This is a genomic window from Sphingomonas sp. EC-HK361 (assembly GCF_902498785.1).
Taxonomy (GTDB): Bacteria; Pseudomonadota; Alphaproteobacteria; order Sphingomonadales; family Sphingomonadaceae; genus Sphingomonas.
In genome coordinates, this window is record NZ_LR701493.1 from 234,252 (window position 1) to 256,965 (window position 22,714).

Consider the following 22,714-nt stretch of genomic DNA (forward strand, 5'->3'; position numbering starts at 1 on the left):
TAACGGAGCGATGCGATGCGGATGATGGTGACCCTTCCGATACTGGCCTTGCTCTCCACGATCGGCAGCGCGGCGCCTGCACCCGTGCGGCCCGAGCTCGCCTATCAGCTGACCGAGGGCCAGAACCTCAACGCCTTCGTCCGGAACGGACCCGTCGCGGCGCACCTCCTGCTGCGCAACGGCACCGATCCCCGCATTCTCGTCGCCTTCCCGGCAGGCAACAGCGGCGTCGGCCTGTGGTTCGATCGCACCGCCCGCGCGACGTGGCGGCTCGACCAGCCACCGCAGCCGCTCTCTCGCGGGGCGCTGCACGGCATCGGGGTGACTGCGAGCATCGATGCGCCGCGCCTCGTCCCCAGACAGGCCGTGCTGTCCAGCGTGCGCTTCCTGCGCGACTATCAGGCGGTCGGCACCTTCCCCGCAGAGGTCGGCGTGAAGCCGACAATCGCGGGCGATACGATGACCTGGCGCCGGACGCGGCTGGACGGCGCACCGGGCTATGACCTCAGCCTGCGCGTCGTGGAGGGGCGCATCGCGGGCGGCGCGATCGTCGCCGGCGCCAATCGCCGGATCCGCGTGGAGATTACGGCGCTTACCGGCGAGACGCCGCTCACCCCGCTCCCGATCGCGCAGTTGCTGAACGCCAACGCAGCGGCCGATCCCGCCGCGCGCAATGCGCTGGCGTTCCTCAGCTACCGCGAGAAGTTCCTCGCAGGGTCGTGGCGCTTCGATACCTATTTCGGGCGCGACACGCTTATGTCGGTGCGGCTGCTGATGCCCGCGCTGCGGCCCGTCGCGATCGAATCCGGGCTGAACGCGGTCATCGCGCGTCTGTCGCCCGGCGGCGAGGTCGCGCATGAAGAGGGGATCGGCGAGTTCGCGGTCGTCGCCAACCGCAAGGCCGGCCGCGCAGGCGACGCGGCCGAGTTCGATTACGGCATGGTCGATGACGATTACATGCTCGGCCCCGTCGCCGCGGACTATCTGCTCGGCCCCGGCCGCGCGCGCGCCGCAGCCTATCTGGCGGAACCGGTGCACAGCGAAAGCCAGCCGGGCAAGCGCGAGACGGTCGGCGCGGCGCTCGTCCGCAACCTGCGCTTCGTACTGTCCCAGGCGCGTCCGTTTGCCGAGCGTCCGGCCACCGCCACGCTGATCGCGATCAAGCCGGGGCGGATGACCGGCGAATGGCGCGACAGCGACGAAGGGCTCGGTCGCGGCATCTACCCCTATGACGTGAATGCGGCGCTGGTGCCCGCGGCGATCGGGGCGGCCGACAGGTTGCTGCGCGCCGGACTCCTCGATGCCTATCTCTCTCCCGCCGACCGTGCGACATTCCAGCGCGCCGGTGCGATGGCACGGACATGGCGCGAAAAGGCGCCGCCGCTGTTCCGGGTCGAAATCGAGTCCGGCAAGGCGAGCGAACAGATCCGCCGCTACGCAGCGTCGCTCGGGGTGCCCGCCCAGCCCGGTCTGGCGGCGCTCGGGCGGGAGCCGCTCGTCTTCCACGCGCTGTCGCTTCGGAAAAGCGACGGTGCCCCCGTTCCGATCGTCAATTCGGACGAGGGGTTCGCGCTGCTGTTCGACACGCCGACGCCGGCCGATCTCGATACCTATATCGGCGGCATCATGCGCCCCTTCCCCGCCGGCCTGATGACCGACATCGGGCTGCTCGTCGCCAATCCGGCGTTCGCGGACACCGCTGCGCAAAGCCGCTTCACGCCGGCGGCCTATCACGGTGCGGTCGTATGGTCGTGGCAGCAGGCGCTGCTTGCCGCGGGGATCGAGCGCCAGCTCGCACGGCGCGACCTGCCGCCAGCGACCCGCACGCGGCTGATCGCGGCACAGGCGGCGCTGTGGCGCGCCATCGGCGCCGCACGCGCGGTGCAGAGTTCCGAGCTGTGGTCCTGGGCCTATCGTGACGGCCGCTACCGCATCGTGCCCTTCGGCGCGGGCAAGGCGGATGTCGACGAATCCAATGCCGCGCAGCTGTGGAGCACGGTCTATCTCGCCGTCCGGCCGCCAAAGGCGCGCTAGGTCGCGAAGAACCCGGTGATCGTGAGCCGGCCCGTCTGCGGGTCTGCCGGCAGCGGCGCATGCGGCGGGATCGCGCCCGAATGGAGCATGCGGCTGCGGTAGAGGAGCGCACGGTTATAGGCGCCGGGAATGCACGCGGTCTGATCGAACAGCGGCGTGTCGCCCGCGATATACGCCATCGGCGGCGGCCCCCGCGCTGCGATCGCTTCGTTGAGCGCGGCGAAATAGGTCTCGCTACGCGCGGCATCGACCGTTTCGTATCCGCTCGACCGCTGGCGGTAGAAGGCGGTGCCGTCCGTGCCGTCGGGCACGAGGTAATGGATGAGCGCCAGCCGGCCGGGTTCCAGCGCATCGACATGCGGCAGCCGCTGCGACAGCGACAGCGTATCGGGCGACGCGGTGACGATCGAGAAGCGCGCCTCCAGCACGTCCAGCGACGGCCCCGCGCCGAAGACTTCGCGCGCGATTCGCCCGATCAGCGTGGCCTGGGCGGGCATATAGCTATCCGGAAGCGTCGCCTTGATACCGGGATAGTGGCGCCCGGCCGGTTCGTAGCGCTGCTGCGCGGCGAACCGGCGCAGGCCATCCGGATCGCGCGCGAAATTCTCGATGATCGCGACCGGTTCGCGTTCCGCGCCGACCAGCCGGACCGTGACGCGCGGCGCGTTCATCCGTGAACCGATGCCCGTGCGCCGGATTCGCCGAGCAGCGCCGCGATCGCGTCGTCGTGGCGGGGCAGCGTCGGCACCGCGCGCGCGATCACCGCCTCGATCTGGTCGAGCTGTCGGCGGTTGGCCGCGCCGTCCAGCGTATCGGCGATCGGCGCCGGCCCGGCCGCGACGATCCCCTGTCCGTTCAGCACCGCAAGCCAGCTCGCCTCGCGAAACAGTTCGTCGGACGACAGCATCACTCGTCCGGAGCGGGCATAGTGCGCCTCCTTCTCGATCAGCGTGTCGGGCAGCGCCATCGTCCGCGTGTGCTGCCACAGCGGGTGATGGTGGCCGGTCGTCGCGTGGTAATGCAGGATGAGGAAATCGCGGATGCCGTCCATGTCGCGCCCGAACAGCGCGTTGAACTGGCGCGCGAGCGCGGGATCGCAATCGGCGTCCGGGAACAGCGTGATCAGCTTTGCGATCGCGCTCTGGATCAGATGGATGCTCGTCGATTCCAGGGGCTCGAGAAAGCCCGAGGACAGGCCGATCGCGACGACGTTGCCGCGCCACGCCTCGCGCCGGAACCCGGCCTGAAAGCGCAGCATCCGCGGCTCGGCGAGCGCTTCGCCGTCGAGATTCGCGAGCAGCGTCGCCGCGGCCTCATCGTCCGACACGAAGCGGCTGGCATAGACATAGCCGTTGCCGGTGCGATGTTGCAGCGGGATGCGCCACTGCCACCCGGCGGGACGCAGCGTCGAGCGGGTGAACGGCGTCGTCTCTGCCACCCGTGCGCACGGCACCGCGACGGCGCGGTCGCACGGCAGCCAGTGCGACCAGTCCTCGAACGGTGATCCCATCTCATCGCCGATCAGCAGCGCGCGAAAGCCCGAGCAATCGATGAACAGGTCACCCGACAGCCGCTCGCCACGCTCGGTCGTCAGCGCCGTGATGACGCCGCTGTTGGCATCGTGCTCGACCTGCTCCAGCCGCCCCTCGTAACGGGTCACCCCCCGCGCCTCGGCGAGCGAACGGAGATACCGCGCGTAGAGGCCGGCATCGAAATGATAGGCATAGCCGAGCGTCGAGAGGATCGATCCGGGGTCGTTGCTCGGCCGGGCGAAGCCGCCTGCCTCCGCCAGTTGCGCTGCCAGCGAATAGGCCGACAGCGGCCGGTCGTGGCCGTCCGCCCGCGCGCGCAGCCAGCGCTGGTGGAACGGCACCGCCCCAAGATCGACGCCGTAGCGGCCGAAGGGGTGGAAATAGCGGTGACCGGGGCGCGTCCAGTCGACGAACTCGATGCCCAGCTTGAAGCTCGCCTTCGTCTCGCGCACGAAGTCGGCCTCGTCCAGCCCGATCAGCTGGTTGAACCAGTGGATCGTCGGGATCGTCGCCTCGCCCACCCCGACCGTCCCGATCGCATCGGATTCGAGGAGGCTGATCGACACCGTCTGGCCAAGCGTCGCGCCGAGCGCCGCCGCGGTCATCCAGCCCGCGGTGCCGCCACCCAATATCACCACCCTGCGGACGCGCTGCATCGACCGATCTTCCCGTTACCAAAGCGGAGAAGAACCGGGTTTGGCGCAGATGGCAAGCAGGACCGCGCCGGCGCCGATGCCCAGTCAATCAGAAGCGATAGGGCGAGAAGCAGCCGGCGTCGGCATCGGGTCGTCCCGCGAAATCTGCGGCGATGATATCAGCGGCGAGCGCTGCGAAGGTGATGCCGTTGCCGCCGAATCCGCTCGCCAGCCAGAGGTTCGCGCTGCCATCCACCCGGCCGATTGCGGGCAGCCCGTCGGGCGACGACCCGAAGCTTGCTGCCCAGGCGCAGTCCACCCCGACATGGCGCTGTGCGATCATCGCGCCCAGCTTCGCGCTGATCGTCCCCGCCTTCGCCCCGATAAGCGCGTCGCGCTGGCGCGCATCGGCGAAATCCTCGTCCTCGCCGCCGGCGATCACCCGGCCATCGGCGGTCGCGCGCGTGTAGAGATAGGGCGAGGACGCCTCCCAGATCATCGCATTCTCGCGCCAGAGCGGCGCGGTTCCCGGCGCCGTCGCGATGGCGTAGCTCGATCCCACCGTGAAGGCCTGCGGCAGGAACAGCGTCGCGCGCTCATACCCCGGCGCCAGGATCACGTGGCGCGCGGCGATCGTCCGGCCGTCGCTGAAGACCACCCGGATGCTCGCGTCGCCATGTTCGATCCGGGTGACGTCATGCGGAGAGGCGATCGTAGCACCGCCGGCGCGCGCGCGGCGCAGCAGCCCGAGCGTCAGCGCGACCGGATCGACCTCGTAACTGCCGTCCGACACCAACGCAGCGCGCGGCGCGATGGCGAACCGGTCGGCAATCGCATCGCCGCGAGCGAAGGACGACGGCAAGCCCGCGTCACGGCGCGCCGCCCCCTCCGCCTCCAGCGCCGCTTCGTCGAGCAATGTCCCCGCCAGATACAGTTCCGGCCGCGCCACCCAGCCGCATTCGATCGCTTCCCCGGCGATGCGGTCGCCGAGGTCGCGCACCGCGGAAAAGACCCGGCGCCATCGACGTGCCGCCTCGGTCATGCCGATCGTGCGTGCGAGGTGGGTGAGCGGGACGTCGGCGTCCCACATGACCAGTGCGGTCGACGCCGCGGTGCTGCCATGCGCGGGCGGACGCCGATCGACGACCAGCACGCGTCGTCCCATCGCGGTCAGACGATGCGCGATCATCGCCCCCATCACGCCGGCGCCGACGACGGCGATATCGACCGGGCCGGCCGGCAGCGTATCGGACGCGAGCGTGGTGGATTCGTCGGCGACCCAGCTCGGTCGGCCGCCGCGCAGGTCGCGATGCTCGGTCAATTCCATGTCGCGATCCGATACGCGCAGGCATCGCCACGGTTCCTGCGACTCAGCGCGGCGATCGCCTCACACGGGGACAGCGACGTGCTTCCCGCCGAAGAACGCCTGCCAGTTCTCGATTGCGGTGATGACGATCTCGTCCATCGCATCGCCCAGCCACTCGGTCGATACGACGCCGAGCGCCGCGAAGAGGCTCAGCACGAGATAACATGCGACCGAAATCATCGCGAACTGGAACAGGCGCAGCGACATGCGGTCGAGATTGTGCAGCCGTCCGCGCTAAACGCACCGGTCTCCTGAAAAAATGATCGCCGGCGCCGGAAGGTTCCGATGCCGGCGATCGAGGGGGAGGCTGGTCAGAACTGGAAGTTGACGGCGAGCGCGTAGGTGCGGCCGAAATACGCGGTGTAGAGCGGATCCTGGCGCACGGTATCGACGGTCAGGCGGTTCGTCTCGTTGGTGATGTTCGAGACCTCTGCGATCAGCTTCACATTGTCGTTGATGTTGTACGACGCTGACGCATCGACGAAGATCGAGCTTGCGTTCGCGGTCGAGTCGGCATCCACCGATCCGCTCGGCACCGCTGTCAGGAACGCCGACCGGTAGTTGACCGTCGAGCGGATGCTGAACTTCTTGTCCTCATAATACAGCGTGCCGCTCGCGGTTTCCGGCGACAGCCCGACGAGCGCCGCGGTGCGCGAAAGCGTCGGCGAGATGATGTAGTTGATGTTCGAGCGCACGCGCGTGAAGTTGCCCAGCGCCCCGAAATTCCTGAGGAATCCCGGCAGGAAGCGGAACGGCAGCTGCACGTTCACCTCTAGGCCGTTCAACGGGCCGCCCGGCGTGTTGTTGCTGCGCTGTACGGTGAACTGGTCGGTCGGGCGCAGCTGCGTGCCCGTCAGCAGCGACAGCGGCAGGCCGATATCCTGGAACGCCACCTGCTGGCTGGTGGTCTGGATATAGGTCTCGATATTCTTGTGGAAATACGCGACCGAGATCAGCGATCCGGGCGCGAAATACCATTCGAGGGACGCATCGAAGGTGTTGGCGCGGATCGGATCGAGGAACGGGTTGCTGAAGCTTGCGGTCTGGATCACCAGATTGGCCGATCCCGCGGGGATCAGCTGGCCATAGGATGGCCGCGACATGACCCGCGCCGCCGAGAGCCGCGCGATGAGATCGTGCGTGATATCGATCGCCACGTTCGCCGACGGCAGCCAGTCCTCATAGGACCGGCTGACGTTCGAGATGACGTAGCGCGAGGCGTAGGTCGATCCGGTGGGATTGGCGGTCGTGATCGGCCCGTAGGTGTCAAGATCGGTGTGGACATACCGCACGCCCGCATCGCCGCGGATCGCGATCGGCAGCGTGTTTTCGGTATTGAATTTCACCATCAAATAGCCGGACTTGTACTTCTCATCGACCCCGCCATAGGTGCCTTTGGCGCATTCCACGCTGCAGTAGACATAGCTGTCCAGCCCGACTGCCGAGCGGAACTTGTTCGGATCGATGGAGACGAAATCCTGCAACTGCCCGTCTAGGTTGCTGCCGATTCCCCTGGTGACGAAGGCGAAGTCCGCCACGCTGACGCCAGCGGGGAGCGCAAGCGGCGTGTTGGTCGCCAGCTGGCGTTCGCGCGCGGTGTACCTGTTGGTGCGATACTGGCCGCCGACCTGGACCGTGAATCCCGGCGCCGCCTCCCATTCGGTGTTCAGCTCGAAGGTCTTGCTGAGGATCGTGTTGCGGCGGATGAAATTCGAAAGCTGCCCGCGCTGGTCGCCATTTGTAAGCGGCGGCCCATATTGAAAGAGCGCGGCATTGGTGGTGTCGATGCCGTAGGTGATATTCGGGATGTCCGGATTGTCGCGGAAATCGATCTCCCAGTTGCGGGTGTCGTTCGAATCGATCGCGACCTGCAGGCGGTTCACATCGAGCACCGACTGGTTGATCCCGGCCATGCCATACACACGGAAATTATCCGAAAAGCGGTGATCGACGTTGAGGTTCGCCTGCTTGTAGGTCGAGGTAAACCGCTCGTCCTGCATTTCCGAGCGCAGATCGACGCCGTCGAACAGGCCGTGGATCAGCGATCCGTTCTCATCGACCTCGATATCGCGCACCGACGTCAGCGGCTGGCCGTTGTTCGAGATCGCGCGGCCGAACGAGCGCGCGTCGAAATAGGTGTCGAGGCGATTGACCTTGAACCGCGAATACAGCCCGTCGAGCGAGATATCGGTGGCGTCGGTCGGCTTCCACTGCAACGTCAGCGATCCGGCCAGCCGGTCCTGATCCTGCGAGCTCTTCACCGGACGCGGCAGGCGCGGCAGATAGACGCCGCCACCCGGGCGACCGTTCACCCCGGTGCGGCTCATGATATAGTCGTAGGCCGCCGTCGTGCCGGTGCGCGGGTTGCCGGTGCTGCAATTGTTGGCGTCGGCGCCGATCGGGACGCCGTTGGGTTGGGTGTAGCCGGGGACCGGGCTGTTCGTCGCGGCGCCGCGATAGGTGTAGCCGACCGGCGTGCAGAACGGGAAGATGACGCCTGCATTCGCGGTGCCGGCGGGTTGCGCCAGGCCATATACCGTCGTCGGCACCACATCGACCGCCGAATAGGCATATTCGTCGATATGCCGCTTCGAATAGGCGATGCTGCCAAGGATCCCGAAGGTATTGCCGAACTTCTTCGAAACCAGCGCGGAAAGCCGCGGATCGACGTCGCGGCGGATATCGTTGTAGATGCCGCGCGCGGTGGCGGAGAGGACGAAATCCTTGCGCTGGTCGAACGGCTTGGGCGCGCGCAGATCGACCGTCGCGCCGAGCGAGCCTTCCTCCACGTCCGCCGACAATGTCTTGCGGACCGAGAGGCTGGAAAAGATCTCGGTCGGGAACGTCACGAAATCGAACGAGCGACCGGTGGCGACGCCGCCGCGGATATCGCTGCCGCTGACCTGGCTTACGCCTTCCATCCCGTTTATCCGCACCCGGGTGAACTGCGCGCCAAGGCCGCGAACCGAGATGTTGCGGCCTTCGCCGCCATCGCCGCGGGACAGCGCGACGCCCGGAATGCGCTGCATCGATTCGGCGAGGTTCGAATCGGGGAACTTGCCGATATCCTCGGCCACGATGCTGTCGATAGCCGCGGTCTCGTTGCGCTTGGCATTCAGCGCGCTGTTCAGCGACGCGCGGAAGCCGGTGACGACAATGTCCGGGTCGGACGGGCTTTCGGCGCCGCTCTGCGGCACGGCCGCCGGCGCACCGGTCTGGTCGGTCTGCCCTTCGACCGGGGCCCCCGGCTGGCTCGTTGGGCTGGGGGCAGTGGTCTGCGCCTGGGCGATCGTCGCCAGAAACATGCTGGCCAGACCCGTCGACACGAGCAGCCGATATTTGTTCGCGCGCTTGTCCGTCACGCCCCTCTCCCTGTTGTTGCGGCCATTCGAGCGGCCGCATTGTTGTCATGCCGGTCGACCAATTCTTATCGTCCGGTCGGATAACACCGATAAAGCTGCATGACAACATCCCGAGAGTGGTCGGGCAAAAAAGCGCGCTTGTCAGCTCGGGGGTGGTCGCGAGGGTGCCGCGCTACACCGTGCGACGCGCCAGCGCGCGACGGCGCTGGTCGGTCTGCGCCCGTGCGCGCTCCACCGCTTCCGTCTCGTCGACGTGGAGAAGATGGTCGATCACCCGCGTCAGGTGATCGCGCATCGCCAGCCGCGCCTCCGCCGGATTGCGCGATTCCAGCGCGCGCAGGATTCGCCCATGCTCCTCCAGCCGCTCCTTCGTGCCAAGGCTCCCGGCCTTGACCAGCACCTGCCGCGCGAGGGGGGAACGAAAGCGCATGTCCCAGAAATCCGTGACCACCGCGATGATCGCGGCGTTGCCCGTCGCCTCGGCAATGGCGATGTGGAAGCGGCGATCGGCATCCTCGGCAGCGGCATCGTCGTCCTGCGCCATTTCCTTCACCAGCGCGCGCAGGGCCGCGAGCTGGGCCTCGTCGATTTCGGTCGCTGCGACCGCGGCCACCTCGCCCTCCACGAGCCGGCGCGCCTCGGTGATCTCGAAGGCGCCGATGTCGAGCTCCTCGTCGATGTCCCCGCTGGCGGAGGCGAGAACAAACACCCCCGACCCCTTGCGTGCCTCGACCAGGCCCTGCATCTCGAGCGCGATCATCGCCTCGCGCACGGTCGGACGGCTGACGCCGAATCGCTCTGTCAGGTCGCGCTCCGCCGGCAGGCGCGAGCCGATGGGGAAGATCCCCGCCGTGATGTCCGCAACGATCGCCTGCACGATCCTGCGATACAGTTTTCCGCCGCCCTGCACCTGCATAACATGTCCTATCCCGTTTCGCCGCCGCGCACGCCTCATCGCCGCCGTTCCTGCTCCTCACGCATCGCGAGGCGCGGCGTCAAGCCCCCGTGATATCGGCACCCATCTGCCCGAATCGGATAAAATGCCTGACAGACTATTGCATGTGGCCGGACCACATTTTAACAAACGGGTATAAGAGGCTGTGTCGACAACGATCGGCACGCAACAGAGGGACGAGGGCGATGATGGCACCGGGCGACGAACGAAATCTCCCTTTGCGACGTGCGCTGGGTCCCTGCGCGCTCGCCGCAGCGGCGCTGCTCACGGCAACGGGGGCTCCCGTCCTGTCCTCACCCGCGGCGACGACACCGCGCGCACCGTGGCGCGACATCACGCCGAAACCGGGTCTGGCGGGCTACCACAGCACGGGCGGTAACGCCGTCTACGAAGTCGTCGGCGGCGAGCTCGTCGGGCGCGCCACACCGGGCAAGACGAACAGCTGGCTCGTCTCTGACGCGACCTATGGCGATTACATCATGGAGTTCGACGCGAAGACCGATCCCCTGCTCAATTCGGGCATGATGGTGCGCGGACAGAGCAGGCCCGATTACCGCAACGGCGTGGTCCACGGCTATCAGGCGGAAATCGACCCGAGCCCGCGCGCGTGGAGCGGCGGCATGTATGACGAGCAGCGCCGCCAGTGGCTCTACTCGCTGGGCCGCAACGAGGCGGCACGGCGCACCTTTCGTTCGGGCGACTGGAATCACTACCGTATCGAGGCGATCGGCAACCGGCTGCGCACCTGGATCAACGGCGTCCCGGCGACCGACACGGTGGACGATACCGACGCCCGCGGCTTCATCGCCTTTCAGGTTCATGCCATCCCCGACGAGCAGGCGCGCAAAGGCCCCGAGGCGCGGTTCCGCGCGGTGCGCATCATCACCGACAACCCGGCGCGTTACGCCCTGCCGGAAACCGGGCTGCCACAGGAAGGCTGGCTGACCAATCGCCTGAGCGCGCGCGAGCAGCGCGCGGGCTGGTCGCTGCTGTGGGACGGGACGAGCGACCGGGGTTGGCGGAGCGTGACGGCTGCGGGATTCCCGGCAAAGGGCTGGGGAATCGCGGACGGCGTGCTGTCGACGACCGGTGGCGGCGGCGACATCCGGACGGCCGCGCCCTACCGCGATTTCGAGCTTTCGGTGGATTTTCGGCTGACCCGCGGCGCGAACAGCGGGATCAAATACCGCGTCGCGCCGGGCACACGCTCGCTCGGGCTCGAATATCAGCTGCTCGACGACGACCGGCATCCGGATGCGAAGATGGGCCGCGACGGCAACCGCACACTCGCCTCGCTCTACGACCTCATCCCCGCGCGCAATCTTTCCGACCCGGCGAGTCCGGGCAAGCGCACCAACCCGCCCGGGGAGTGGAACCGCGCGGTGATCGTCGTGCGCGGCAACCATGTCGAGCACTGGCTGAACGGGTTCAAGGTCGTCGAATATGACCGCGCATCGCCCGCCTTCCGCGCGGCGGTGGCGGCCAGCAAGTTCGCCGGCGAACAGGGATTCGGCACGTGGCCGCAGAGTCCGATCGTGCTGCAGGACCACGGCGACCGGGTGGACTTCCGCTCGATCAAGCTGCGCAAACTCTAAGGGGAGATCGGCCATGATGGACCGTCGCACGGTAGTCAAAGGTATGGGCGCCACGATCGGCGCCGCGATGACCGCGAAAAGCTATGCGCGGATCAAGGGCGCGAACGATCGCATCAACGTCGCGACGATCGGCGTCAACGGGCGCGGGCAGGCGCATATTGCCGCGTTCACGAAAGTGCCGAACGTATCGCTGACGCATATCGTCGATTGCGATTCGGCGGTGCTGGCGAAGCGCGTCGCCGCGTTTTCGGAGCGTGGGCTACCCGTCCCCCGCACCGAAAGCGACTATCGCCGGCTGTTGCAGAACAAGGACGTCGATATCGTCACTGTTGCAACGCCCGACTTCAGCCATGTGAAGATCGCGACCGATGCGATGAACGCCGGCCACCACGTTTATTGCGAGAAACCGGTTGGAATCTCGCCCGCGGAGGGCGAGGCGATGATCGCGGTGCAGAAGCGCACCGGGCGCAAGCTGCAGATCGGCAACCAGCAGCGCTCCAGCCCCGAAACGCGGCAGCTGGCCGACCTCGTCAAGGCGGGTGATCTCGGTCACATCTACGAGGCGCAGACCTGGTATGCGAATGCGCGCAAGCCGATCGGCCACGGCAAGCGCGTGTCCCCGCCGGCGACGCTCGACTGGGACATGTGGCAGGGTCCTCGGCCGCGTGCTGCCTATCGGTCCAATCTGGTGCCCTATAACTGGCACTGGGTGTGGCAATACGGCACGGGCGAGATCTGCAACAACGGCATGCACGAGATCGACGTCGCGCGCTGGCTGATGGGGCTGACCTATCCCAGCCAGGTGGAAGCGCGCGGCCAGAGGCAGTTCTTCAACGACGACGATTGGGACATGTACGACAGCATGGCCCTGACGCTGGCATTCGACGGCGACCGGACGATTCGCTGGGACGGCCAGAGCGGCAATGCGATGCTGCGCTACGGTCGCGGGCGCGGGGTGCTGCTGCTGGGGACCAAGGGCTCGGCCGTCGTCGATCGCAACGGCTACGAACTCTACGACCTGTCGGGCAAGCAAACGCGCGTCGTGAAGGCGGCGGGCGAATCGGAGACGACCGGCACCGTCGGCGAGGGCGTCCTCGACATCTATCACGCAGGCAATCTCGTCGATAACGTCCGCGGCAAGTCGACGACGCTCAATTCGCCGATTGCGGAGGGGCATATCAGCACCACGCTCTGTCACCTGGGAAACATGGCCTACCGCACGGGCGAAATACTCACCGTCGATCCGAAGACGGGCAGGCCGAAAAGCGCGGAAGCGCTGAAATTGTGGGCGGTCGATTACCAGCCGGGTTGGGAGATCAAGGTCTGAACGCGGTGACGAAGCCGGTCGCGGGTGCGGTGGAACGGTTCGCTGCCATGGGCACGCGGATCGAGCTGCACGTCTTCGGCCCCGGCGCGAGCGAGGGAAGCTTTGCGGACGCCCTCGCCGCCGCACGCCGCACGGTCGAGGCGGTGGACGATGCGCTGACGATCCACCGGCCGTCGCCCGCCACCGCGCTCAACGAGGCGCTGATGGCCGGGACAACGGCTGCGATCGACGACCCCCTGCTCTTCGACGCGCTGGCCGTCGTCGATGACGAATATGCCGCCACCCTCGCGCTGTTCGACGTGGCCGCCGATCGATATCGCGGCGGAGCCTGGTCGCAGGTGTCGCTCGATCGCGCTGCACGACGAATCACCGCAACAGGATTGCTGGCGCTCGATTTCGGGGGAATGGGCAAGGGATTCGCGCTCGACCATGCAGCGGCGGCCCTGCGTGATGGCGGCGTCACCTCGGCGCTGCTGAGCGCGGGCGAAAGCTCGATCGTTGTCATCGGCGAGCATCCGCTTGGCGGCAGCTGGCCGTTCGCGATTCCGCACCCGCTACGCCCGCACGAAACGCTGGTGGAGTTGCAGTTGACCGATGCGGCGCTCTCGATCTCGGCGACCGTCGGAGCAGGGCTCGATGCGCCCGAGCGCTCGGCAACGCTTCGTCCTGGGGGCGGCACGCCCGTCACCGCGCCGCGCTGCACCGCCGCCATCGCGACCACGGGCACGCTCGCGGAGATGATGAGCACCGCGCTGCTCGCCGCCGACGCGGCGCAGGCGCAGCACCTGATCGCGGATGCGCCCCGCGCGCGCTTTCGCTTCGACCTGAACGGCGCCCGGACGGCGCCTCTTGGAGATCTGATCCCAGCATGACCGATGAGACGTTCGAACTCTCCCGCCGGCGCTTCCTCGACAGCGTGCTGGGCGCCACCGCTGCGGCAGGTGTCGCCGCCGCGGCCCCCTGGGCAGCGAGCGCGGCGGCGCAGACGCTGGCCGCACCCGTGCCGCGATCGGGCGACCGCGTAAGGCTGGCCGTGCTTGGCACCGGCGACCGCGGGCGGGCGCTCATCCGCAACATCCAGAAGACGCGCAACTGCACGGTCGTCGCGGTGTGCGACACCTATGCGCCGCATCTGGCGAAGGCGCGCGAGATCGTGGGCGCGGCGGTGCCCGCCTTCACCGATCACCGCCGAATGCTCGATGCGGGCAGATATGATGCAATCGTCATCGCGACGCCCTTGAACCTGCACGCAGCCCATGCCGCGGCCGGGTTCGACGCGGGACTCCACGTCTGGTGCGAAAAGGCGATGGCGCGCACGATCGCGGATTGCGGCGCGATGATCACAGGCGCGCGCAAAGCGGGCAAGGTGCTGCAGATCGGCCACCAGCGCATGTTCCATCCAACCTATCTGAACGCGCTGAAGCGCGTGAAGGCGGGGGACATCGGCTCGATCACCCAGGTCCGCGCAAGCTGGCACCGCAACAACAGCTGGCGCCGCCCCGTCCCCGCCGACGCGACCGACCGCCAGATCAACTGGCGCCTATACCGCGACAGCTCGGCCGGTCTGATGACCGAGCTTGCGACCCATCAGCTACAGGTCTGCAACTGGTTCATGGACAGCGTGCCGACGCGCGTCATGGGATCGGGAAGCATCTGCTTCTGGAAAGACGGTCGCGAGGTCTACGACCACGTCGCGCTGGTTTATGAGTATGCCGGCGGCCGCAAGGTCATCTACACCTCGTTGCTGAACAATGCGCGCTATGGCTGCGAGGAGCAGATTCAGGGCAGCAAGGGCACGATCGAGCCAGAGCTCGGCCGCATCTTTGCCGAGGTGCCGCCCAAGCAGCTCCAGCTCCAGCGCATGCATCAGGACATCGCGCGCGGCCACAAGCGCACCGTGCCGATCGGCGGCGCCACGTGGTTCCCGGAGCTGCCCGTCACCACCCCCGGCGAGTCGCTGGGGTGGAGCGCGTATGACGAGACGATGCTGCAGTTCGAGGGCTTTGGCGAGGCGGTGCGCACCGGCAAGCCGCTGCCCGGGCTGCTCGCCCAGGCCTATTGGGCGAGCGTCGCCTCGCTGCTTGGCGAGCATGCGATGGACCGCGGCGAAGCGATGACATGGCCGACCGATCTGATCGCGGTCTGATCCGACAACAGGAGTAAGCGAAGTGACCGATCCCAGCCGCCGCGATCTCATCGGCCTTGCGCTCGCCACCGGCCTGTCGGGGATGGCGGCCGAGGCGCTGGCGCAATCGACAACCCGCGGCGACGCACCGACCGAAAGCGCCCCAGCACGCCCCGCCCCGGACGCGAAATACCGCGTGCCGTTCGCGGTCATCGGGCTCGATCACAACCATATCTATGGCATCACCGATGCGATGATCCGCGGCGGCGGCGTCCTGACCGCCTTCTACGCCGCCGACCCGAAACAGGTCGCGGCGTTCCGGAAACGCTATCCGGGCGTGCGCCTCGCGCGATCCGAAGACGAGATCATCGAGGACAGGGCGATCAAGCTGGTCTGCAGCGCGGCGATCCCCGCCCTGCGCGCGCCGCTGGGCATCAAGGTGATGCGCGCGGGCAAGGATTACCTCAGCGACAAGGCGGCGGTGGTCACCCTGAAGCAGCTGGCCGAGGTGCGCGCGGCGATCAAGGCGACGGGGCGCAAGTTCGGGATCATGTATTCCGAACGGCTGGAGGTGCCCGCCGCGGTGATGGCGGGGCAGCTGGTCCATGACGGCGCGATCGGCCGCGTCATCCAGACCGTGAACCTTGCGCCGCACCGCGTCGCCGCCCCCACGCGCCCCGCATGGTTCTGGGACCCTGCGCTCAACGGCGGCATCCTGACCGACGTCGGCAGCCATCAGGCGGACCAGTTCGTGTATCTGACCGGCAGCAAGCGCGCGAGCGTGCTGGCCGCGCAGGTCGGCAATTTCGGGAATCCGGATCACCCCAAGTTCCAGGATTTCGGCGACATGATGATGCACGGCGACGGCGGGGCCGGCTATGTCCGCGTCGATTGGTTCACCCCCGACGGGCTACCGACCTGGGGGGACGGCCGGCTCTTCATCCTTGGCAGCGAAGGCTATATCGAGCTGCGCAAATATGTGGACATTGCCGGGCGGCCGGGCGGCAACCATCTGTTCATCGCGGACAAAAAGGGCACGCGCTACATCGACTGCGCGAAGGTGCCGCTGCCGTTCGGGCCGCAGTTCATCGCCGATCTGGTCGAGCGGACATCGGTGGCGCAGGATCAGGACGGCGCGCTGCTTGCCGCGGAGCTGGTGCTTACCGCCTCGGCGAAGGCGACAACGGCGACTGCCTAGTCGTCGCGTACCAGCCGCGTCAGTTCGGCACGGTCATCCGCGTCAAGTGCGTATGCGGCCGGCATCAGCCCGCGCGTTCCGAACACCGCGTCCACCACGCCCTGCGCGCCGCCGCGCCAGCACGCCATGAGCGCCGCGCTGCGCGGATCGTCTGCCGGCGCGCGCACGAAGCGCAGCCACGCTGCCAGCGCGATCAATGTCGCAGGCGAACGTCGCCCGCGCGCGCGATTGATCGCCAGCGGCGCGAGCCAGCGCGGGCCGATCTTCTGCGATCCGTCGGTAGCGATCTGCGCTAGCCGGTGCGGCAGCGCCGGATTGGCAAAGCGCGCGAGCAGCGCGTCGGCGTAGGCGGTGAGATCCTGCCCCGGCGCGGCATCCACCGTCGGCGCCGCCTCCCACCGCATCAGTTCCTCCACCGTTACACGGATGACCGGATCGGCGATCGCTTCGTGGACATGCGCATGGCCCGCGGCGAGCCCGAGATAGGCAAGCGCCGAATGCGCGCCGTTGAGCATGCGCAGTTTTGCGGTTTCGAACGGGCGCACATCGGCGGCGAACTGCGCGCCACCCGCCTCCCAGCGCGGGCGCGGGCCGGCAAAGCGATCCTCGATCACCCATTGGCGAAACGGTTCGGTGACGATCGCGCCCGCGTCGCGCAGGCCGAGACGCGCTTCCGCGTCATCCAGCATTACCGCCGTCGCGGCGGGCACGATGCGATCCACCATGGTGGACGGGCACGCACAGCAATCGGCAAACCAGCGTGCCAGCGACGGGTCGGTCTCGTCGAGCCACGCCGCCACAGCACGTCCGAGCTTGGCGCCATTTTCCGCCAGATTGTCGCAGCTGACGAGCGTGAGGCCGGGCAGTCCCCGCGCCCGCCGCTCGGCAAGCCCGGTCGCCAGATAGTGATACAGCCCCTCCCCGCTCGCCCGCACAGCCGCCAGGTCGAGCGCGCCGCCGGCCCCGAGCTGATAGGCCTTCTCGGTCACCGTCAGTGTCACGACCCGCGTATCCGGATCGGCGAGCGCCGCGACAACCGCGCTTGGGTTCTGCGGCGCGACCAGCACATCGCGCAGCGCGCCGGCCAGTTGCACGCGCTCGCCATCCCCGCCGCGCTCGGTCACGGTGTAGAGCCCGTCCTGCGGCGCGAGCGCTTCGGCGACGCTCGCGGAGCGAAGCGAAACGCCGGTGATCGACCAGTCGCGGTCCCCGGCCGCCATGGCAGCGTCGGTATAGACCGCCTGATGCGCACGCGCGAACGCGCCGATCCCGATATGGACGATCCCGCGCCTTTGCGCCGCGCGATCGTAACCCGGATGCACGACGCCAGCCGGCAGGTGCCGGGCGGTCGCTGCCGAGAGCCTCACACGCGGTACGCCCGGCGTACCAGGCCACTGGTCAATTCATGCGCGAGGTCCGCCGCTTCCCAGTCGGCCAGGCGATGTTCCGCCACGAGCCGCGCGAGGAAAGCACAGTCGATGCGCCGAGCCACGTCGTGCCGCGCAGGAATCGACAGGAACGCGCGCGTATCGTCGTTGAACCCGACGGTGTTGTAAAAACCCGCCGTTTCGGTCGTCATCTCGCGGAAGCGGCGCATGCCCTCGGGCGAATCGTGAAACCACCAGGCCGGCCCAAGGCGCAGGCAGGGATAGTGGCCCGCCAGCGGCGCGAGCTCGCGGGTGTAGGTGTCCTCGTCCAGCGTGAAGAGGATGATTGTGAGGCCCAGCTCGTTGCCGACCACGTCGAGCATCGGCTTGAGCGCCCGGACGAATTCCGCCTGCACCGGGATGTCCGCGCCCTTGTCCCGGCCATGCGTCGCGAACAGGCGGGCATTGTGGTTGCGATAGGAGCCAGGATGGATCTGCATCACCATGCCGTCCGCGACGCTCATCTTCGCCATCTCGGTGAGCATCTGCGCGCGGAACAGTTCGGCATCGTCGGGCGACCACGTGCCGCCGACGATCCGCGCGAACAGCGCCTCGCATTCCGCGGTGGAAAGGTTCGCGGTCGCCGCGCTGGCATGGCCGTGATCGGTCGCGGTCGCGCCAAGATCGCGGAACGCGGTGCGCCGCTTTGCGTGCGCCGCGAGATAGCCCGACCAGCTGTGCACGTCCTCCCCGGTCAGGGCAGCGAAACGCTCCATCGCATCGGCGAACGCCTCATGCTCGACATCGATGACGCCGTCGGGGCGATAGGTGGTGACGACCCTACCCTGCCAGCCCGACCCGCGGATTGCGCGGTGGTGCGCCAGATCGTCGTGCGCGCCTTCGGTCGTCGCGAGGAAATCGATGCGGAACTGCTCGAACAGGGCGCGCGGGCGGAACGCGTCGCTCGCCAGCCGCTCGCCGATCGTGTCGTAATATCGATCCGCCGTGCTCGCATCGAGCGCCACCTCAAAGCCGAACACCTCGGCGAAGACGTGATCGAGCCACAATTGCGATGGAGTGCCGCGGAACAGATGATACCGCTCGGCAAAAGCGCGCCACGCCGCGCGCGGATCGGTATCGGGCACGCCGTCGCGATGCGGAATCGCCAGCGTGTCGAGATCGATGCCCTGGCTGTAGAGCATGCGGAAGACGTAGTGGTCGGGCTGCAGCAACAGGCTCGTCGCATCCGTCCACGGCGCGTTGGTGGCGAACCATGCAGGGTCGACATGGCCATGCGGACTGACGATCGGCAGCGTGCCGACCTCCGCATATAGCGCGCGTGCGATATCACGCTGCACGGGATCGCTGGAGAACAGGCGATCGGGATGGAGCGACAACGGACGGGTCATGGACGGCAACCGATCCTGATTGCCGATAGCGGTGACCTTGCTTGTCGCATCGAACCCTCCTTCTGGCCATGCCTAGCAGCGGCAAAGTGGCCTGACCAGTGGCCGCGTAAATCTGCGCCGGTTCGTTGACATGCCGGCCGACGCTGCTCATCCAATGCGACCGGACGAACCGAAAGGCGCGCTGCGGACAATGCCGGATATCGTGATGGTCGGAGAGGGAATGATCGAGCTGTCGCGCGCCGACGCCGCTGGCGGCTGGCGACTGGCCCATGGCGGCGACACGCTCAACACCGCAATCCATCTGGCGCGCCTCGGCGACCGCGTCCGCTACCTCACAGCAATTGGCGACGATCCGTTCAGCGCCGGTTTGCGTGCCGACTGGGCCGCGGAAGGCATCAATACTGCGCTCACCCTGACCGAGCCAAACGCAAGTCCGGGCCTTTACGCAATCGCCACCGACGACGCGGGGGAGCGCACCTTCACCTATTGGCGCAGCGACAGCGCCGCGCGGCGCGTGTTCGGCGCACCCGGAATCGCAGCGGCGGTCGAGCAAGCGGCGAGCGCCGACCTGCTCGGCTTCTCGCTCATCAGCCTTGCGATCCTGCCCGACGAGGGACGCAACGCGCTGCTCGCGCTGGCCGAACGCGTCCGCGCAAATGGCGGCGGCGTCGCGTTCGATGGCAATTACCGTCCGCGACTGTGGCGCGACGCGGCGGAGGCTCGATCCTGGCGCGACCGGGCGGTCGCGACGTGCAGCATCGGACTTCCCACCGCCGAGGACGAGGCGCTGATCGGCGACGCAGATTACGCCGCTGCCATCGCCGCACGCTGGCGGTCGCTTGGCGCGGGCGAGGTCGTCGTGAAGCTGGGTGCGCGCGGCGCCCTGGTGGATGGCGAAATCGTGCCGCCGCCTGCCCGCCTGACCCCGCGCGACACCAGCGGGGCGGGGGACGCCTTCAACGCCGGCTATCTCCACGCGCGACTGAGCGGCACCGCGCCCGCCGACGCGGCGCTGGCCGGTCACCGCCTCGCCGGGTGGGTGGTTATGCGCCCCGGTGCGATCCCAGGCCGCGATGACGGCGCCGCTTACGATGGCTGAACCTCCGCCACAATCTGCTCATCCTATGTAAGACAGACTATTGCCCGTGGCCTGACCAATGTATAGGTTGATGTCGTTGCCAAGGTGATGGAGCGGCAGGAAGTCGCTTTGTCCGGTCGGGAGGGGAGGAACGGGTGATCCGGTTGGCGAAGACGTGGCGTTGAACGACACTCACCCGGTATTGATGACCCAGACGATGCGCTGGTTCGGCCCGACGGACCCGGTATCGCTGCGCGATATCCGCCAGGCGGGCGCCAGCGAGGTGGTCACCGCGCTTCACGAAATACCCAACGGCGAGGTCTGGCCGCAGGAGGCTATCGCCGCCCGGCGCGACGAAATTATGCGCGCAGGCCTCGGCTGGACCGTCGTCGAAAGCCTGCCCGTGCACGAGGCGATCAAGCTCGGCACCGCGGACCGCGACCGCTGCCTTGATGCGTATCGCCAGAGCCTGCGTCATCTGGCGCGCGCGGGCATCAAGGTCGTCACCTACAATTACATGCCGCTGCTCGACTGGACCCGCACCGATCTCGCCTACGCCATGCCCGACGGCGCGCTGGCACTCCGTTTCGAGCCCGTCGCGCTCGCCGCCTACGACATCCACATCCTGAAGCGCCCCAACGCCGCTGAAAGCTACGACGACGCGGTGCGCGAGCGCGCCGACAGGCGTTTCCACGCGATGGACGACGCCGCGCGCCGCAAGCTGGAGCGCACGATCATCGCCGGCCTGCCCGGCAGCGAGGAGAGCTTCACCTCGGCAGAGTTTCTGCGCGCCATCGAAGGATATGAAGGGATCGACGAGGACCGCCTGCGCGAGCACCATATTGCCTTCCTCGAGGCCGTCTGCCCGGTGGCGGAGGAAGAGGGCGTGCAACTGGTCGTGCACCCGGACGACCCGCCCTTCTCGATCTTCGGCCTGCCGCGGGTGGTGAGCACCGAGGCCGACGCGACCGCGCTGTTCGCGCGGGTGCCGAGTGCCAGCAACGGCCTGTGTTTCTGTGCCGGCTCATTCGGGTCGCGGAAAGACAACGATCTTCCCGGCATGGTCGAGCGGCTGGGCGACCGCATCGGCTTCGTCCATCTGCGCTCGGTTCAGCACAAACCCGACGGGTCCTTCCACGAGGCCGCACATCTAGAGGGACATGCCCGCATGCCCGAGATCGTCGCCGCGCTGCACCGCCTGCAGCAGCGGTCCGGGCGATCGATCCCCATGCGGCCCGACCACGGCCACCAGATGATGGACGATCTACGCCGGGTCACCAACCCGGGCTATTCGCTGCTCGGCCGGATGCGCGGGCTGGCCGAACTGCGCGGATTGGAACGCGGCATCGCCCACGCCGCAGCCTGAAACAACAGGGCGAACAAACCGCCAATGAGCGAAAACACAGGAGAGGGCACGACCATGGCAACGCATTCCCGCCCGGTTCCGATACGCGCCCGACCCGGCGGGAATGTGCGATGGGTGATATGTGCGCTTCTCTTCCTGGCGACGACGATCAATTATGTCGATCGGCAGATCATCGGCATTCTGAAACCCACGCTGCAGGACGAGCTTGGCTGGAGCGAGGTCGATTACGGCAACATCGTCTTCTGGTTCCAGGCCGCCTATGCGATCGGCCTGCTGGCGTGCGGCCCGCTGATCGACCGGATCGGCGCTCGGCTGGGCTATGCCGCCGCGATCGGGATCTGGAGCCTCGCTGCGATGTTCCACGCGGTAGTCAGGACGCCGTTCGGTTTCTCCGGCGCGCGCTTCCTCCTCGGGCTGGGGGAGTCGGCGAACTTCCCGGCCGCGATCAAATCGGTCGCGGAATGGTTTCCGCGGCACGAGCGCGCGCTGGCCGCAGGAATCCTGAACGCCGGTGCCAATGTCGGCGCAATCGCGACGCCGATCGTCGTGCCGCTGCTGACGATCCGCTTCGGTTGGCAGGCGGCCTTCATCGTGACGGGCCTGCTCGGCTTTCTGTGGCTAGCGGCGTGGCTCGCCTTCTACCGCACGCCGGCGGATCACCCGACGGTCACCGCGTCAGAGCGCGCCTATATCGACGCCGATACCGAGGAAGAGCCGAGCGAGCGCGTGCCTTGGCGCCGTCTGTTCGCGCAGCGCCCGACATGGGCTTTCGTCATCGCGAAATTTCTGACCGACCCGGTATGGTATCTCTTCCTGTTCTGGCTCCCTGATTTCTTCTCGAAGGAATATCAGCTCGATCTCAAGACCTTCGGCCCGCCGCTCATCGCCGTGTATCTGCTGGCCGATGCGGGAAGTATCGGCGGCGGCTGGCTGTCCTCGACGCTGATGAAGCGTGGCTACAGCGTGAACGCGGCGCGCAAGATCGCGCTGCTGGCGTGCGCGCTGTGCGTCGTTCCGATCGTGTTCGCCAGCGGTGCGTCCAACCTGTGGAGCGCCGTCGCGATCCTCGGGCTCGCCGCCGCCGCGCATCAGGGGTGGTCGTCGAACCTCTACGCGGTCGTGTCCGACACCGTCCCGCGCTCGTCCATCGCCTCGGTCATGGGGATCGGCGGCGCGGCGGGGGCGGTCGGCGGCATGATCATGGCGCAGTCGGTCGGCCATCTGCTAGAACGGATCGGATCCTATTGGCCGGTATTCCTGTGGGCGAGCAGCGCCTATCTGATCGCGCTTGGCGTGATGCACCTGCTGCTTCCTCGGATCGGTGCGCCGGTGGCCCGCTGAAGGCCGCGGCGCCTCCCGCTTGTC

At 67.6% G+C, this 22,714-nt stretch carries 17 protein-coding genes; 9 read left to right on the forward strand and 8 right to left on the reverse strand.

Going from position 1 to position 22,714, the window contains the following annotated elements; genetic code table 11:
* Positions 1–21: 21 nt before the first annotated feature.
* The gene (locus tag BOS5A_RS02545) at positions 22–2,034 is read left to right on the forward strand and encodes a hypothetical protein (RefSeq protein ID WP_325058519.1); all 2,013 of its coding nucleotides are present in this window, start codon (positions 22–24) and stop codon (positions 2,032–2,034) included.
* Here the strand turns inward: BOS5A_RS02545 and BOS5A_RS02550 are convergent.
* The 6 genes from BOS5A_RS02550 to BOS5A_RS02575 all read right to left on the reverse strand — a co-directional run bounded on the left by BOS5A_RS02550 (position 2,031) and on the right by BOS5A_RS02575 (position 9,845).
* Positions 2,031–2,705, reverse strand: a complete 675-nt coding sequence (locus tag BOS5A_RS02550; RefSeq protein ID WP_151953657.1) for a DUF6445 family protein — start codon at positions 2,703–2,705, stop codon at positions 2,031–2,033. The two genes, BOS5A_RS02545 and BOS5A_RS02550, sit on opposite strands and share 4 nt — an antisense overlap.
* On the reverse strand, positions 2,702–4,222 hold the full coding sequence (locus BOS5A_RS02555) for a tryptophan halogenase family protein (protein ID WP_151953658.1): 1,521 nt from the start codon (positions 4,220–4,222) through the stop codon (positions 2,702–2,704). Before BOS5A_RS02555 ends, BOS5A_RS02550 begins: the two co-directional genes overlap by 4 nt.
* Before the next feature lie 88 nt (positions 4,223–4,310).
* Positions 4,311–5,528: an NAD(P)/FAD-dependent oxidoreductase gene (locus BOS5A_RS02560; RefSeq protein WP_151953659.1), complete on the reverse strand. Its 1,218-nt coding sequence runs from the start codon at positions 5,526–5,528 to the stop codon at positions 4,311–4,313.
* A 60-nt stretch (positions 5,529–5,588) separates the two neighbouring features.
* Positions 5,589–5,774 (reverse strand): hypothetical protein, encoded by a 186-nt coding sequence (locus tag BOS5A_RS02565; RefSeq protein ID WP_151953660.1) that lies wholly within the window; start codon positions 5,772–5,774, stop codon positions 5,589–5,591.
* 104 nt (positions 5,775–5,878) lie between these two features.
* Positions 5,879–8,929, reverse strand: coding sequence for a TonB-dependent receptor (locus BOS5A_RS02570; protein ID WP_199857177.1), 3,051 nt, complete (start codon positions 8,927–8,929; stop codon positions 5,879–5,881).
* 172 nt (positions 8,930–9,101) lie between these two features.
* Positions 9,102–9,845, reverse strand: coding sequence for a FadR/GntR family transcriptional regulator (locus tag BOS5A_RS02575; RefSeq protein ID WP_151953661.1), 744 nt, complete (start codon positions 9,843–9,845; stop codon positions 9,102–9,104).
* A 224-nt stretch (positions 9,846–10,069) separates the two neighbouring features.
* Here BOS5A_RS02575 and BOS5A_RS02580 point away from each other — a divergent pair, with 224 nt between their 5' ends.
* Genes BOS5A_RS02580 through BOS5A_RS02600 form a run of 5 tightly spaced genes read left to right on the forward strand, consistent with a single transcriptional unit; the run spans position 10,070 to position 16,129 of the window.
* Entirely contained in the window at positions 10,070–11,479 is a 1,410-nt protein-coding gene (locus BOS5A_RS02580) for a 3-keto-disaccharide hydrolase (RefSeq protein ID WP_234419165.1), read from the forward strand.
* Positions 11,480–11,492: 13 nt separating this feature from the next.
* Positions 11,493–12,806 carry a Gfo/Idh/MocA family protein gene (locus tag BOS5A_RS02585; protein WP_151953662.1) on the forward strand — a complete coding sequence of 438 codons (1,314 nt, stop codon included), beginning with the start codon at positions 11,493–11,495 and terminating at the stop codon, positions 12,804–12,806.
* Positions 12,807–12,811: 5 nt separating this feature from the next.
* Complete coding sequence (locus BOS5A_RS02590) at positions 12,812–13,678, forward strand: FAD:protein FMN transferase (protein WP_234419166.1); 867 nt, start codon at positions 12,812–12,814, stop codon at positions 13,676–13,678.
* Positions 13,675–14,952 carry a Gfo/Idh/MocA family protein gene (locus BOS5A_RS02595; protein WP_151953663.1) on the forward strand — a complete coding sequence of 426 codons (1,278 nt, stop codon included), beginning with the start codon at positions 13,675–13,677 and terminating at the stop codon, positions 14,950–14,952. Before BOS5A_RS02590 ends, BOS5A_RS02595 begins: the two co-directional genes overlap by 4 nt.
* A gap of 22 nt (positions 14,953–14,974) precedes the next feature.
* Entirely contained in the window at positions 14,975–16,129 is a 1,155-nt protein-coding gene (locus BOS5A_RS02600; RefSeq protein ID WP_234419167.1) for a Gfo/Idh/MocA family protein, read from the forward strand.
* Here BOS5A_RS02600 and BOS5A_RS02605 read toward each other — a convergent pair.
* Together BOS5A_RS02605 and uxaC are read right to left on the reverse strand one after the other, a co-directional pair.
* Positions 16,126–17,496 carry a mannitol dehydrogenase family protein gene (locus BOS5A_RS02605; protein WP_151953664.1) on the reverse strand — a complete coding sequence of 457 codons (1,371 nt, stop codon included), beginning with the start codon at positions 17,494–17,496 and terminating at the stop codon, positions 16,126–16,128. The two genes, BOS5A_RS02600 and BOS5A_RS02605, sit on opposite strands and share 4 nt — an antisense overlap.
* The gene (gene uxaC / locus BOS5A_RS02610) at positions 17,493–18,905 is read right to left on the reverse strand and encodes a glucuronate isomerase (protein ID WP_151953665.1); all 1,413 of its coding nucleotides are present in this window, start codon (positions 18,903–18,905) and stop codon (positions 17,493–17,495) included. The genes BOS5A_RS02605 and uxaC overlap by 4 nt, the downstream gene beginning before the upstream one ends.
* Before the next feature lie 190 nt (positions 18,906–19,095).
* Here uxaC and BOS5A_RS02615 point away from each other — a divergent pair, with 190 nt between their 5' ends.
* From BOS5A_RS02615 to BOS5A_RS02625, 3 genes are all read left to right on the forward strand, one after another.
* On the forward strand, positions 19,096–20,004 hold the full coding sequence (locus BOS5A_RS02615) for a sugar kinase (RefSeq protein WP_151953666.1): 909 nt from the start codon (positions 19,096–19,098) through the stop codon (positions 20,002–20,004).
* Between the two features lie 160 nt (positions 20,005–20,164).
* Positions 20,165–21,349, forward strand: a complete 1,185-nt coding sequence (gene uxuA / locus BOS5A_RS02620; protein ID WP_234419168.1) for a mannonate dehydratase — start codon at positions 20,165–20,167, stop codon at positions 21,347–21,349.
* Positions 21,350–21,403: 54 nt separating this feature from the next.
* Positions 21,404–22,690: an MFS transporter gene (locus tag BOS5A_RS02625; RefSeq protein WP_151953667.1), complete on the forward strand. Its 1,287-nt coding sequence runs from the start codon at positions 21,404–21,406 to the stop codon at positions 22,688–22,690.
* Positions 22,691–22,714 lie beyond the last annotated feature (24 nt).